This is a genomic window from Brevibacillus sp. AG162 (genome assembly GCF_006715575.1).
GTDB lineage: Bacteria > Bacillota > Bacilli > Brevibacillales > Brevibacillaceae > Brevibacillus > Brevibacillus brevis.
Genome location: NZ_VFNO01000007.1, coordinates 1 through 14,201, shown reverse-complemented (window position 1 = coordinate 14,201; position 14,201 = coordinate 1). Strand labels below are relative to the sequence as shown.

The following is a 14,201-nucleotide window of genomic DNA, read 5'->3' as shown; positions in this document are numbered from 1 at the left end:
AGGATTATGCTCTGACGTTTTTCGCAATCCTTCTATGACATGCCATACCCTACATCCTGAAGTCTCGCCGGATCAAACATATCGGCTATCGCCTGATGCACATGAGGCGGGTGCTCCGCCAATCGATGACACAAGTACAAGTACCACTCTGTCCCATATGTGAGGTACAAGCGCACCTGAACTCCTTTTTCTCGCAAAGCATGAGCCAGTTCTGGGCGAACCCCGTATAACAGCTCGACCTCTACATTCGGCCGATGCAAATAGTCCTGGCGGGCTAGCTCGTCTACAATCGCTTGGTCATGGGTAGCGAGTGAGCATTCACGTCCAGATTGCACACATATGTCAGCCAGCTCCAGGTACCGTTCGTTCAACTCCACTGAACGCGCCAATGCGATTTCCTGGGGTTCCTTAAATGCACCTTTGACCAAGCGAATTTTCCCCGGGAGTTCGAGTACCCGTTTCACATCATCCAGCGAGCGGTGCAAATGCGCTTGAATCGTAATGCCCACATTTTCATGTCGATGTGCCAAGCGCTCATACATGCTTATGATCGCCTCTGTTTTCGTCGATTCCTCCATGCTGATCATCAAATACTGGCCGCTATGTCTCGCCCGTTCCGCCAGCTCTTCTACGTGAGCAAAAGCCAGTTCTTGATCCAGCAACAAGCCGAGATGGGACAGATCAAAGGAGATTCCGACTGGTGTATGTAGTTGGAAGCAATCCGCAATGAGCGCCAAAAATTCCTGCTGCGCTTCATGTACAACCTGCAAGTCCAGCATATTTTCACCAATGTGCTCAACGGATAGACGATAGCCCATTTTTATCAAGCGTTGGGCTACTATCATTGCATCCGCACGCGTTTCGCCTGTCACATAACGTTTCGCAGCAGTCAAAAGCAACGGATATAACAAGGGCGATGTTCTGACTGCTTCCTTGATTCGTTCATCACGGGCGATTGTACGCAAAATCTCGGCGGTTCTTCTCTCTTCTGGCGTCATCCTTCTCTCTCCTTTGGCAGTGGCATACCTCTTCTCTTCCTTCACCCTACCATGGTACGCTTGTGTAGATTAGGTCCAGTTTCCGACTTTTTCGAGAGGACCAGTTACATAAGGAGGCTCACACGCCTTGCTTTGGATGACCATTGACCGAGAGAAACCCATTCCGTTAATCAGACAAATCTATTCTGAATTGCGCACGAAAATTTTGAGCGGAGAACTGCCAGCCGGATTCAAGCTTCCTTCAACCCGAAAAGTAGCCAGTGAACTGCACCTCTCTCGCAACGTGGTGTTAGAGGCGTACGAGCAGCTACTAGCCGAGGGCTACATTGAGAGCAGACGTGGCTCTGGGCATTTCATTGCTTCTGGCATTTATTTGGAACAGCACGCACGGGTGACAGAGGCTGGGTTCCCCAAAGTGGATCAGTACTTCAACGAAGCCGAGAGCACGCTGATCGATTTTCGCTCCGGTGTGCCTGCTCTGGAGCACTTTCCTCGCAGCCTCTGGGGCAAAACCGTCCAGCGTGTCTGTCTGGAAGCGCCGCTGTCAGCCTTTGGCTATAATCGCCCCGAGGGGCGTACGGAGCTGCGCACGATTTTGTGCCGCTATTTGTATCGAACGCGGGGCGTGCAATGCGAACCCGAGCAAATCATTATGACATCCGGCGCTACTCAGGCGCTCACCCTAATTGCCAACGTGCTTCTGCGTCCTGATAGTCAAGTAGTCATCGAGGACCCGATCACGCACGATATCCAGAGTATTTTCACGAGGACAGGCGCTTGCTTACTGCCTGTTCCGACAGATACCTACGGGATGGATATGGAACAGCTGCCGTCATTAACTGCCCATCGCCCCCGCTTCGTATTTGTCACACCCTCTCATCAGTTCCCGCTCGGCGGCACCATGCCCATCCAACGCAGACTTCAACTCATTCGTTATGCACGGGAAGCGGACTGCTACATTGTCGAGGATGATTACGACAGCGAATTTCGCTACGAGACTGCTCCCATCAGCTCCATCCAGGGACTCGCCTCGGAGCGTGTCATCTACATCGGTTCCTTTAGCAAAATCCTTTCTCCCGGACTACGCCAGGGATACCTCGTCCTGCCAAAAGCATTGGTAGCTTCCTATCAGCAAGCAAAATGGCTCTCCGATTTGCACGCCCCTTCCATTGATCAGCTTGCACTAGGGGTTTTTATCGAGGAGGGGCATCTAGAGAAATACGTGAATCGCGTAAAAAAGCTGTACAAAAAACGCCGACAATGCTTGATTGATGCTCTTCAACTTGCTTTTGGTAATGGTGTGCGCATTTGGGGGGAGGCTGCTGGTCTGCACATCGTCGCTGCTTTTCCAACGGTTCGCTTCACACCTGACGTCCTGACTGCACTGGAGCAAGCCGGAGTGCGTGTCTACCCGGTTGAGGAACACACCATTGTCAAAGACAAGCATACGGATAAAATCATTCTCGGATACGGCAATACCAATGAGGAACAGATCAAAAAAGGGGTCGAGAGGATCAAGGCTGTTTTAACGAATATTGCGCTGGCGAGAACAAAACGAGCATAGTCAAATCTTTAAAGCGAGAATGCCTGGTTTCACAAAAAAAAGAGCCAAATCTCGAATGCTCCACAAGATTTGGCTCAAGACTATTACACTTCCGTTTTTATCTTCTGAAAAAATAGAGGATGATTAACGCCAGCGACCACAGCATCTAGGATGGCAATGCCGACAGAAATCTGGACATCTGCGTCGACGATCTCGATCCCAATCTCGTCCTCGATCCCAGTCTCGACCACGACCCCAATCATCTCTTTGCCATGGATAATAGGAAGACTGCCCAGACCGACTGGAATACGATGATGGCCAATGTCCGCTTGGATAATTCACGCAACCGCCTTCTTTCCTCTTATTTTTTGTTGACTATATGTGTATATGCACGGTGACGTTCATCCGCATAGACTAATGACCTCCATACCGAATAAAAGGGTATCTACCTATGTCCTCTATCACCGCCATCTACCTATTTTCTTTACGGACACACACCAAAAAACCGGTATTCCTACGAGCAGGAATGACCGGCTTTTGACAACTCTGATGCCTTTATGATTTCGTCCACAGTTCTCTGCGAGACGTTGTTACAGAAGTTGCACCCGCTTGAATGGCGCGATCTACATCTTCCATCGTGCGAATAAATCCTCCCGCGATGACCGGAATCTTGGTTCGTACAGTGATTTCTTCGATCAGGTGGGGAATGATTCCTGGCAAAACCTCGACGTAATCCGGTTTGGTTCTCTCCAGCTGGGTAAGGCTGCTATCTAATGCCATCGTATCAATGAGAAAAAGTCGTTGGATGGAAATGAGCCCTTTTTTCTTGGCGGCAAGAATGGCACTGTTCCGTGTGGTGATGATTCCTTCGGGCTGTGCTTCTTGCGCAAGAAACTCCATCGCATATTCATCAGACTTCAAGCCGTCAATGAGATCGGCATGGATCAGCAGTTTTTTCCCGAACGCTCTGGCCCGTTTTCCCAGGGGCTTTACTTGCGCTACATGGGCATTCAGCAAAATAATGCGCTCGTAGCTGCTTTCCATGAGTTCATCAAATTCTTTTAATGTCCGAGCTGCAGGAAGTATGACTTGATTGATCTGGTTTGCCAATCACGAATCACCCCTATTGAAATGTTTTCGCAAGATGATATTCCTCTTCAAACGCTTTTATTTCATGTTCTTTCCTCTCATCTGACCATTGCAGCTCATGGGCGAGCTCTTCTCCCACCATTCGATACACAGGCTCCAATGTATCTCTCTCGAAGAATAGTCTTCCACTGCGACGAATCAGAAAATCACTCATGGTCATGACCATTTCTTCCTCTACAGCGTAGCGTAGTTCTGCTTTCAGCAGTGCTTCGATTGGAGACACATTTTGAGCATTTTGTGTCAAAAGCTCCAGGCACATCGTTACGATTTGCTCACTGTTGCTGCCATATTTCCCAACCAGAACGCGGATTTGTTCCTCGGTGATTCCCCATTGGCGAAGCCGTTCTGCCTGTGCTTTCACAAATACAGGAATCTTGGCTGCGGAATCAAATTTTCCGCCAGCGAGGACGATTTTGTCTGTCTGACAAGCTCCAAATGCCCTGCCCTCTTCTTCGGTCAACTGCTTGACCACCACATCGACAATGCGCTCGGCCATCTTGCGGAAGCCCGTCAATTTTCCACCTGCGATCGTAATCAGCCCGCTTTTGGAGTAAAAAATCTCGTCCTTGCGTGACAATTCGGATGGGGACTTGCCATCTTCATGGATCAGCGGTCTGAGTCCTGCCCAGCTGGAGCTGACATCCTGTTCCGTCAGCTTCACAGAAGGGAACATCTCGTTCGCGGCATTCAATACATACTCCATGTCTTCTCTCGTCACCGTTGGACGCTCCAGCACACCTTTGTAGTTCGTGTCAGTGGTACCGATATACGTACTGTTATTGCGCGGAATGGCAAACAGCATGCGCCCATCGGATACATCGAAATAAACGGCCTGCTTCAACGGCAGTCTGTTATATGGCACGACCAGATGGACACCTTTTGTCAGGTGGAGGCGTTTGCCGTACAGGGAGTGGTCTTTTTCTCGAAGCTGATCCACCCATGGACCTGCTGCGTTGACGATTTTTTTGGCATGAAGGGAGTACTCCGTGCCCGTAAGCAAATCCTTCGCGCGAATACCGATGACCTTACTGTTTTCATAAATAAAGCCAGTGGCTTCGGTATAGTTCACGCAGAGCGCTCCATGCGAGCTTGCTGTTTTCATGACCTCAATCGTAAGCCTAGCATCATCTGTCCGATATTCAAAATAGAGCCCGCCGCCCTTGAGAATATCGCGGCGCAAAAGCGGTTCTGCCTCCACGGTTTTCTGCTTGTTCAGCATGATGCGTCGTTCTTTTCGTTCGACTCCAGCCAACACATCGTAAACATACAACCCAACGGAGGTTGCCAGCTTGCCATAGGTACCATTTTTCACGATTGGCAAAATCATTTTTTCAGGGATGACGATATGTGGCGCATTGCGATACAAAATAGCTCGCTCCCTGCCTACTTCCCGCACCAGCTGCACATCGCCCTGCTTCAAATAGCGCAATCCTCCATGAACGAGCTTGGTAGAGCGACTGCTGGTTCCCGCAGCGAAGTCCTGTTTTTCCACGAGTCCAACGCTTAGACCTCTCGCGGCTGCGTCGAGGGCAATACCTGCTCCCGTCACCCCACCGCCAATTACCAAAAGATCGAGTTGTTTATTTGCCATTTTATCCAGACAAGCCTGGCGTTGACTTGATGACAATGCATGTTGATCCTTCATCATTCTTCTCATCCTTTCTAAAAGAAAAAGACAGCCAATATCCAAAAGAAGCAATGCAATGTCATTGCTCTTCTGATACTGGCTGTCTCCGTAGTCTCCACAGCATGATTAACTTATCTCTAACTTTAGACCTCTTTTACGCAAAAATCAATGCCTAATCTTGTAACCCATCGTTGCCGTAACCGCTTGCTTCCAGCCTGCGTACAGCTCCTGGCGCACTTCCTCCGCCATATCCGGTGAGAAGGAGCGCTCCACCACTTTGTTATTTACAATATTTTCCTTGCTTCCCCAATATCCGACGGCAAGCCCTGCCAGGTAAGCTGCTCCCAGCGCGGTCGTTTCATTGACACGCGGACGCTCTACCTCTGTATTCAGGATGTCGGACTGGAACTGCATCAAAAAGTTGTTCGCCACGGCTCCACCGTCTACCGCCAGCTTTTGCAGCCGGATGCCGGAATCAGCCTCCATCGCTTCAAGCACATCCCGCGTCTGATAAGCCAGAGACTCCAGCGCTGCCCGAATCAAATGATCTTCCGTCGTTCCACGGGTCAAACCGAAAATCGCGCCTCTAGCTTCCATATCCCAATAGGGAGCTCCCAAGCCAACAAAGGCTGGAACCATATAGACACCATCTGTGCTGTCAACAGCGAGTGCGTGCTTTTCCGAATCCGATGATTTTTCGATCAGCTTGAGGCCGTCACGCAGCCATTGAATCGCCGCACCAGCCACAAAAATACTGCCTTCCAGGGCGTACTCTACCTTGCCATCCACTCCCCAGGCAATGGTCGTCAACAACCCGTTTTTGGATGCAACTGCCTTTTCTCCGGTATTCATCAGCATGAAGCAACCTGTTCCGTATGTGTTTTTGGCCTGCCCTTCCGCAAAGCATGCCTGCCCAAACAAAGCGGCCTGCTGGTCTCCGGCAATCCCGGCAATCGGAATCTGGAATTCGAAGAGCTTCTCGTCTGTGTAGCCGTACAATTCGCTGGAAGGACGGACAGCTGGGAGCATGGCTTTCGGGACTTGCAGCATGTTCAACAGCTCGTCGTCCCACTCCAGAGAATGAATATTAAACATCAACGTGCGCGAAGCATTGGAATAGTCGGTCACATGCACAAGGCCATTGGTCAGCTTCCAAATCAGCCACGTATCGATGGTGCCAAACAAGAGGTCGCCTTTCTCGGCTCTTTCCCTTGCTCCCTCCACATGATCGAGCAGCCATTTTACCTTTGTACCGGAAAAGTAGGCGTCAATCAACAGTCCTGTCTTTTCCCGAACCGTCTGCTCATGGCCTTGCTCTTTCAACTGGTTGCAAATATCGATGGACTGTCTGCTTTGCCATACAATCGCATTGTGGATGGGCTTACCCGTGTGCTTATCCCATACCACGGTTGTTTCCCGCTGATTGGTAATCCCGATTCCAGCGATTTCTTCCGGTTTCACATGATTCTCCAGTAAAACCGCTTTCAAAACCTCCAGCTGCGATTCCCAGATTTCCTCGGCATTGTGCTCCACCCAACCCGGCTTCGGATAGATTTGCGTGAATTCCTTCTGGGCAACACCGATAATGGCACCTGATTTATCGAATAAAATAGCGCGAGAGCTCGTGGTTCCCTGATCGAGGGAAAGCATATATTTATTGTCCATGACAACTTCCTCCTTCACTCATATGGAATCGCCTTCATTTTTACCTTTATGTCTAGGAACGCGCGCTTTCGGATGCGAGTCGCTCCTTGCTGCCAATTGATTTTTTGGTTGTCATTCCGACCACGATGGCAATCACCATGAAAGCCGCTAATGCTATTACACCTGTCAGCGAATGATCTGTAAACGTCCATTTGTAAAAAAATGCTCCACTTACTGCTCCCATGATAGGTCCAACAACAGGAATCCATGCATAGCGCCAGTTGGACTTTCCTTTGCCGTGGATAGGCAAGAGAGCATGAGCGAGACGAGGTCCCAGGTCCCGGGCTGGATTGATCGCATAGCCGGTAGTCCCGCCCAGAGATAAACCAATTGCGACAATCAGGAAGCCAACGATAAATGGATTCAGTCCTTCTGCAAATTTATTCGCTCCGATCGCCAGTAGACCGAGCACTAAGAAAAACGTACCTAAAATTTCGCTGAAGAGATTTGCGACTGTATTCGGAATCGCGGGACCCGTTGCAAATACCCCTAATTTGGCTCCGGCATCATCCGTCTCACGCCAATGCGGGTAATAAAAGATCCAGACGAACGTCGCCCCCATAAATGCCCCAATCAGTTGAGCCGCCACGTAGCCCGGCACATGCTCCCACGGGAATTGACCGATGCTGGCCAGTGCAATCGTAAGAGCCGGATTCAAATGCGCTCCGCTAATGCTTCCTACTGCATACGCTCCGCACGCAACTGCCAGCCCCCAGCCCAGCGTAATCACAATCCAACCGCCGTTTTGGGAATACGCCTTTTTCAAGTTCTGCCCGGCGCAAACACCTGCCCCCAAGATAATCAAGATCATCGTTCCGATCAGTTCTCCTACATAAATAGACATGCCCCACCCTCCCCCTTTTTGGAAAAACGCATTTGGAAAAAACGCAAACCGATTCCCGTAAAGCGCTTACATTCCGCCAACTCCTTTGTGGTTTGTCTAGAGGGAAATAAAAAAGCTAATACTCGCAAACCAAGAGCGAATGCCCTCATTTTGCAAATATTAGCTGATCTCCCAATCTCCACAGCACTATTAACTTAAGACCTACTATATAGCTACTGCACAAAATTTGTCAAGAATCCCTTTCCTTCACTTTTGCCAGTTCTCGCATCAAGCCCGGCAAAAAGAATAACGGGTAAATCAGCAGGTACAGGTTCGGAATCCACCAGGACCAATCGTAATCTGCCTTGAACGCCCAAAATGCAATTGCCTGCAAACCCGAACAGGACGTCAAAACGAGCGACAGCATGGCGAGCGGCTTCCAGATATGCCGTCCTCTGCGATAGGCGTACAGACTGGCAAAGCCCGTGATGGAAATGAAGATATCCAATGGAAAAAAGGACAGGTTCCAGGCGAGCAAATTGGGGTCGTAGTAATCCTGATACAGGTATTCCACAGGGAGAAGCTCCAAAAATGTAATGAACCAGTATACGACAAAAGCCACATCGGTGACCCAGAAGAACACTAGCATTGCTTTCACATTTTTCTCACTCATTTCGCCTCAGCTACTCCTGTATCTTTCGAAGATTGCGCGTGAGAAGTGTCCCCCAGATTCAACAGTACACAGCCCACGATGATCAGTCCGACAGCAATCAGTTTTTTGACAGTGAAGGCATCCTTGAAGACCACCACACCAATGACCGCGATGATCGCCGTGCCAAGACCCGACCAGATGGCATAGGCAGTCCCAACCTCCATTTCCTTGAGGGCCAGGCTCAGCGACGAGAAGCACAAAATATAAAAGATAAACATCATCACACTGGGAACAGGCTTGCTCAGCCCGTCAGATAGCTTCATCGATGTTGTTCCAGCCACCTCTAGTAAAATGGCCATTAATAGATAGACCCAACTCATTATGTTCCTCCTACTTACTTGTTTGAAGACGAAGTATCTACGATGCCGCCTAGTAAAATATCGATGACCGCATCCAGCGCATCGCCAATCGTCAAATGGTGCTGGTTCGCCAACTGCTGATCAATCAGCTGGTTGAGCGTTCCGGTATACATCTGGACCAAGATTGGAAGCTGGATACGACGAAACACGCCCTCCTCTACCCCTTGCTCCAAAATGATTCGGACATGCTCCCACTCCTGTTGATTGAACTCGTCGATCAGCTTCCATTGCTCGGGATAGTAGCGCTTAAGCTCGTACCACACACGAAGGTCGGTTCGTGAGAAGTTGTTCGGAACGAGTGCCAGGAGCTGTCGCATCTTCTCTACCAAATCGAGATCAGGATCATGCAAAATCTGATCTTCCGCTTTACGCAAGTCCTCGATGTTTTCTTCAATGACTTTGGTGATCAAGGCCTCTTTCGATGGAAAGCTCGCATACAACGTCTTGGTGCTAACGCCTGCGCGCCGAGCTAAATCGGACATGGTGAAACGGACGCCCTTGGTCTCAATCTCATGATAGGCGCATTGTAGGATTCGCTCCTGCATGTTCTTGCCCCCTCTCGAAAACAAGGAAAATATTTTGTTTTTCATATTTTCCAAAACGTACTCTTAGCATAACGGCCTGCACATTTATTGTCAACAATCGCCAAACCACGCTTGGCTCAGTGTTTTGATACCGGGGTCGATTTTTTCCAATGAAATGCCCGCGAAGCCGAGGAAAAACTCTTTTGGCACAGGATTAGGCGGCACCAGCCATGTAAACGATGCAGACGAAGCTCTCACGCCTGCCTGAATCGCCAGCTTTCTCAACTCTTCTTCGCTTCGTTCGCTGTTTACCCGCAGCAGAACGTGAAAACCCGCATCGGCTCCGATGACTGTCGCTCTTTCGCCAAAGTGCTTGTGCACAGCCAGCAGCAGCGCATCATGCTTTTTGCGGTACAGCTTGCGCATTTTGCGGACATGCTTTTCGAAATATCCTTTTTCCATAAAGGCTTCCATCGTCCGCTGATGCAGTCGGGATGAGGATGGTTCCAGCAGTGTCTCGCGCAGCAGGTTGTAGTACGTATCCAGCAAAGATTCTGGCAAGACCATGTACCAAATGCCTAGTGCAGGCGCCAATACCTGCGCAAAGCTCCCCATATAAATGACATTCGCCTGCGGGAGCAAGCCTTGCATAGACGGAATCGGTCTGCCATGGTAACGAAACTCTCCGTCGTAATCGTCTTCGATGATGTACCCTCCCACACATTTGGCCCATTCGAGCAATTCCAGTCGCTTGAATATGGGCATGATCATCCCGCGCGGGTATTGATGAGCCGAAGAAACGGCAGCCAACCCAACCTCTGACTCATAAAGCTCACTGACGCTAATTCCATCCTCTGTCAGTGAGATCGGCACCACGTCGTAGCCGTGCTGGCGAAACGTATTGGCAAACAGCAAATACCCCGGATTTTCTACGCCAATGCGTTGGAACTGCGGTTTTACCATCAAACAGATCAGGGACAGCAAGCCAAACTGGTCCGCCCCAATCACCACTTGATTCGGTGAACAAGCGACACCCCTGTACCTGCGCAAGTAGTCAGCGATTTGGCTCCTGAGTCCAGCCTCCCCTTGCGGATCTCCATAAAAAAGATTCTCCTGCTGCTCGATGTGAAGCGTCTCATTGTACAACCGACGCCAAATCATGGTTGGAAATAACGAAAAATCATTGCGGGAGAGATGAAAGTCATAGACGTATTCCCGCTCGTCACGCAGCATGGGACGCTGGATGGTTTTTGCGCTCGTACCAGCACCCGGCTTCACCTCTGGATCAGGCAATTTCTCCACATAGTACCCACTGCGCGGTTTGCTTTGGATAAAACCTTCTGCCAGAAGCTGTTGGTATGCCATCTCCACGGGTGTTGTGCTTAAGCCCAGCAAGTCAGCCAGCTTGCGAACGGATGGCAGCTTGCTATTCACCGCCAAGCGTCCTGCGACGATTTCCTTTTTCAAATAAGCATAAAGCTGTACGTATTGCGGCTCGTTGTCGTTTTCCTGCCAGTTTGGGGTCAAGAGCATCTCGATTTTCCCCTCCATCTGTCCTTTTCATTTTTACAAAACTGCATATTTCCAAGTATACACTTGCTCGTTATCCTAAGAAAAAGAAGTTTTGAACGAACAGGAGGACAACGACTATGTCTATGACACAGCAGAATACAAGTGCAGCGGTTCGCTTTTTGGAAGGAGAACGTGTCTTTTTGCGACCGATCGGCACAGAAGATACCGAATTATACTTCAGCTCCTTGTTCAACAAGGAAACGCGCAGACTGACTGGTACACAAAAGCATTTCACGCGTGAGCAAATCCACCAGTACATCGCAAACAAAGCCCAGGACTCTTCCAGTGTCCTCTTATTGATCTGCCTTTGTGAAAATGATCAGGTGATTGGCGACGTCCAGATCGGGGATATCGATCGGAATAATCGCAACGCCTTTATCCGAATTTCGATTGACCAAAATGCCCATCAAGGCAAAGGCTACGGAAGCGAAGCACTCCTGCTGATGCTCGATTATGGTTTTGGCATCCTCAATCTGCATCGCATCGAGCTAAACGTATTCTCCTTTAACGAACGTGCCATCCACACGTATGAAAAGCTCGGCTTCCAGCGTGAAGGCGTACAGCGACAAGCGCTTTATTACAACCATGCCTATCACGATTCCATTCTCATGTCCATGCTGGCAGATGAGTATCGCGCAAAATATGTAAAGTAACAAAGAGAAAATGCACCCGGGAATTCTCAAACCCAGGTGCGTTTTTTAGTCTAGGTAAACGACTTCATAAAGGAGTATAATAGGGGAAATGGTAGGAAAATCCACTCCCGAACAAAAGATCAACGCAAGAAAGAGAGAGTGACATGAAGAGAAAACTCCTATTCACTATCAGCTTGTTCATCATCCTGAGTGTATTGACAGGGTTCCACCCCGCATCAGCCAACACCTTGCAGCAGTCATTGCAAGCAAACCTTGTCCCTGTTTCAAAAATAGAGCTTCCTGCCAAAACCATCATCGGGTTTGGAGAAGCTACGCATGGCAACAAGCAATTCACTACGCTGAAGTTAGATATTTTTAAGCATCTGGTAGAAAAACAAGGTTATCGCGTATTTGCCATTGAAGGCGATTTTGGCGGTGGACAAAAGGTCAATGAATACATTTTAGGCGGAAGCGGAACTGCGCAGGATGCCGCAAAAGCCATCGGATTTACGATTTACCATACAGAAGAAATGGCCGCGCTTCTCTCTTGGATGCGCGCCTTTAATGAGCAGCGAGATGCCAAAGATCAAATTCATTTCTATGGCTTTGACATGCAACGCTATGACCATAACAAAACCGGGCTATTCTCCTATTTGAAAAAGGTTGATCCGATACTCGCAACCAAGTATGAGCAGCTGCTTACGAATCTGAATGATAAAACGGTGTATGATCAAAAGGTCGCCCTCGTACAGGAAGCACTCTCCCACATAAAAAGCTTGATGGAGCAGATGAAACAAAACCAATCCGTTTACATCGCGAAAAGCTCTGAGAAAGAATATGAGTTGGCTACTGCCTTCGCAGAAGCGATCAAGCAAAACGCTACACTGCGCGGAACAAACGCGAACTATAGCAACACCCGTGATCGCTATATGGCGGACAAAGTAATGTGGATTTTATCCTTTGAAAAGAAACATTACGGTCGCAACAACATGTTCATCGTCGGACATAATGGACATATTGAAAAGACCTCCACTTCCGCAGGAATGACAACCTGCATGGGGGCGCATCTCGCCAAAGCCTTGGGGGACCAATATTACGCAATCGGAAGTGAATTCTACGAGAGCACCTTCCTTGCGAAGGACGCCACTACCAATGAGCGCAAAGCGTTTACGGTAAAAAATAGTGGCAATAACCGGCTAGCTGTCCTATTTGCACAGACAGGGATGGCGGATGGATTCCTTGATTTTGCCAAGGCAAAGCATCATCAGGATTTTTACACTTATCTAAATAAAGCGCAGTCAATCAGTGCAATCGGTGATGTTTTTAGTGGATGGTATGGAAAAATGGAGAAGCTGTATACGTTGCAGATGGTTCCAGCAAAAGCTTTTGATGCGATCCTCTTCGTACGAACTGCTACTCCTTCGGTTATGATTAAGGATTAACGGGTTAGATCATTTTCCTTGCATAAGAAAACGGCAGCCGATTAAACAGGCTGCCATTTTTTGTGAGTATGGAGTATCATTCCTGACTAAGTTCTACGATCTGATCCTTCACATTTCCGTTACTGAATCCCCCGTGATAACAAACCACAGCTGAAATGTCGAGGTCTACATACTTTTTTAAAGAGAGACGAGCTGCTTTCATATCCGGTGTGGTCGGGGCATGAATGCCCCCGAGAATCCCGTTTACACTGTACATCGAATCCCCTGCAATGAGAGTCTTGCTTTGCGTTAAATACAGGCTGATATGACCGGGAGTATGCCCAGGAGTATGGATGACGCGAATCCCGCCGCAAAATGGCAGTTCCTGACCGTCACGCAAGGTATGGTCTACTCTGCCTTTCGGGGGATTCTCTAGGTGCGCGTCTTTTAAAAGCGGTATCTCCCCCTGAATATACGGTTTATCCAGTTCGTGTGCATAAACGTGAACATGATCCCCGTACTCCTGCAAAATCTCAGGAAGACTGCCGATATGATCCATATCCTGATGCGTCAAAATCACAGCTTTTAGCTTGTCGAATGATACTCCTACCTTTTCCATGGCCATGCGTAAATCTTCCATTTGTCCTGGGAATCCGGTGTCAATTAAAACAGCCATTTCCGGGTCCCACAAAAGAACGGGGTGAATGATACTCCCATGAAAATCTAGTTGAAGCATTTCTACTCCGTTTGAAATTTCCATCAATCAGACCTCCGTAAAATCCGTTTTTTACGTAAGGTTATATTATTATGTTAGATTCGTTATTGTCAACATTTGTAAAAATTTTCTTTATAGTCCCTCGAGATAACAATCCAGAAAAAACGAACTTCGGTCGGGTTAGATAAAAATAAATCGCATTGAATCTAACGCTTTAGTCTATATTTCAGTGGATACGGGGAACATGTTTGCCTATCATAAAAAAAAGCCATTCCTTAAAGGAATGGCTTCTTCATTATTCATTCAAAACTGGATCTGCATGATCAGTTGCTAAGTGTGTGGATAAGTCCTCGACCGATTAGTATTCGTCAGCTCCACGCGTTACCGCGCTTCCACACCGAACCTATCAACCTCATCGTCTA

General features: G+C 48.6%; 14 protein-coding genes and 1 rRNA gene. 3 read left to right on the top strand and 12 right to left on the bottom strand.

What is annotated here, in order from left to right:
• Positions 1-32 precede the first annotated feature (32 nt).
• Positions 33-998, bottom strand: coding sequence for a proline dehydrogenase family protein (locus tag FB479_RS20285; RefSeq protein WP_142066508.1), 966 nt, complete (start codon positions 996-998; stop codon positions 33-35).
• Between the two features lie 127 nt (positions 999-1,125).
• Here FB479_RS20285 and pdxR (FB479_RS20280) point away from each other — a divergent pair, with 127 nt between their 5' ends.
• On the top strand, positions 1,126-2,562 hold the full coding sequence (pdxR, locus tag FB479_RS20280; protein WP_142066507.1) for a MocR-like pyridoxine biosynthesis transcription factor PdxR: 1,437 nt from the start codon (positions 1,126-1,128) through the stop codon (positions 2,560-2,562).
• An 83-nt stretch (positions 2,563-2,645) separates the two neighbouring features.
• On the opposite strand, the gene FB479_RS30560 is transcribed toward pdxR (FB479_RS20280), so the two are convergent.
• The 9 genes from FB479_RS30560 to pdxR (FB479_RS20240) all read right to left on the bottom strand — a co-directional run bounded on the left by FB479_RS30560 (position 2,646) and on the right by pdxR (FB479_RS20240) (position 10,972).
• Positions 2,646-2,792, bottom strand: a complete 147-nt coding sequence (locus FB479_RS30560) for a hypothetical protein (protein ID WP_164724429.1) — start codon at positions 2,790-2,792, stop codon at positions 2,646-2,648.
• 304 nt (positions 2,793-3,096) lie between these two features.
• Positions 3,097-3,651: a glycerol-3-phosphate responsive antiterminator gene (locus tag FB479_RS20275; RefSeq protein ID WP_106656134.1), complete on the bottom strand. Its 555-nt coding sequence runs from the start codon at positions 3,649-3,651 to the stop codon at positions 3,097-3,099.
• Positions 3,652-3,664: 13 nt separating this feature from the next.
• Positions 3,665-5,335, bottom strand: coding sequence for a glycerol-3-phosphate dehydrogenase/oxidase (locus tag FB479_RS20270; RefSeq protein ID WP_142066665.1), 1,671 nt, complete (start codon positions 5,333-5,335; stop codon positions 3,665-3,667).
• A gap of 147 nt (positions 5,336-5,482) precedes the next feature.
• The gene (glpK, locus tag FB479_RS20265) at positions 5,483-6,982 is read right to left on the bottom strand and encodes a glycerol kinase GlpK (RefSeq protein WP_142066506.1); all 1,500 of its coding nucleotides are present in this window, start codon (positions 6,980-6,982) and stop codon (positions 5,483-5,485) included.
• A 52-nt stretch (positions 6,983-7,034) separates the two neighbouring features.
• Positions 7,035-7,865, bottom strand: coding sequence for an MIP/aquaporin family protein (locus FB479_RS20260; protein WP_142066505.1), 831 nt, complete (start codon positions 7,863-7,865; stop codon positions 7,035-7,037).
• Positions 7,866-8,094: 229 nt separating this feature from the next.
• Positions 8,095-8,517, bottom strand: coding sequence for a YvaD family protein (locus FB479_RS20255; protein WP_106656131.1), 423 nt, complete (start codon positions 8,515-8,517; stop codon positions 8,095-8,097).
• Positions 8,514-8,876: a DMT family transporter gene (locus tag FB479_RS20250; RefSeq protein ID WP_106656130.1), complete on the bottom strand. Its 363-nt coding sequence runs from the start codon at positions 8,874-8,876 to the stop codon at positions 8,514-8,516. Before FB479_RS20250 ends, FB479_RS20255 begins: the two co-directional genes overlap by 4 nt.
• Positions 8,877-8,890: 14 nt before the next feature.
• Positions 8,891-9,460 (bottom strand): TetR/AcrR family transcriptional regulator, encoded by a 570-nt coding sequence (locus tag FB479_RS20245; protein WP_142066504.1) that lies wholly within the window; start codon positions 9,458-9,460, stop codon positions 8,891-8,893.
• A gap of 90 nt (positions 9,461-9,550) precedes the next feature.
• Positions 9,551-10,972 carry a MocR-like pyridoxine biosynthesis transcription factor PdxR gene (gene pdxR, locus FB479_RS20240; protein ID WP_142066503.1) on the bottom strand — a complete coding sequence of 474 codons (1,422 nt, stop codon included), beginning with the start codon at positions 10,970-10,972 and terminating at the stop codon, positions 9,551-9,553.
• A gap of 116 nt (positions 10,973-11,088) precedes the next feature.
• Between pdxR (FB479_RS20240) and FB479_RS20235 the strand changes: the two genes are divergently transcribed.
• Together FB479_RS20235 and FB479_RS20230 are read left to right on the top strand one after the other, a co-directional pair.
• Positions 11,089-11,664: a GNAT family N-acetyltransferase gene (locus tag FB479_RS20235; RefSeq protein WP_142066502.1), complete on the top strand. Its 576-nt coding sequence runs from the start codon at positions 11,089-11,091 to the stop codon at positions 11,662-11,664.
• A gap of 143 nt (positions 11,665-11,807) precedes the next feature.
• The gene (locus FB479_RS20230; RefSeq protein WP_142066501.1) at positions 11,808-13,085 is read left to right on the top strand and encodes an erythromycin esterase family protein; all 1,278 of its coding nucleotides are present in this window, start codon (positions 11,808-11,810) and stop codon (positions 13,083-13,085) included.
• Positions 13,086-13,161: 76 nt separating this feature from the next.
• Here FB479_RS20230 and FB479_RS20225 read toward each other — a convergent pair whose 3' ends face one another.
• Positions 13,162-13,824: an MBL fold metallo-hydrolase gene (locus tag FB479_RS20225; RefSeq protein ID WP_142066500.1), complete on the bottom strand. Its 663-nt coding sequence runs from the start codon at positions 13,822-13,824 to the stop codon at positions 13,162-13,164.
• Between the two features lie 293 nt (positions 13,825-14,117).
• A 23S ribosomal RNA gene (locus FB479_RS20220) occupies positions 14,118-14,201 on the bottom strand; the annotation flags it as partial.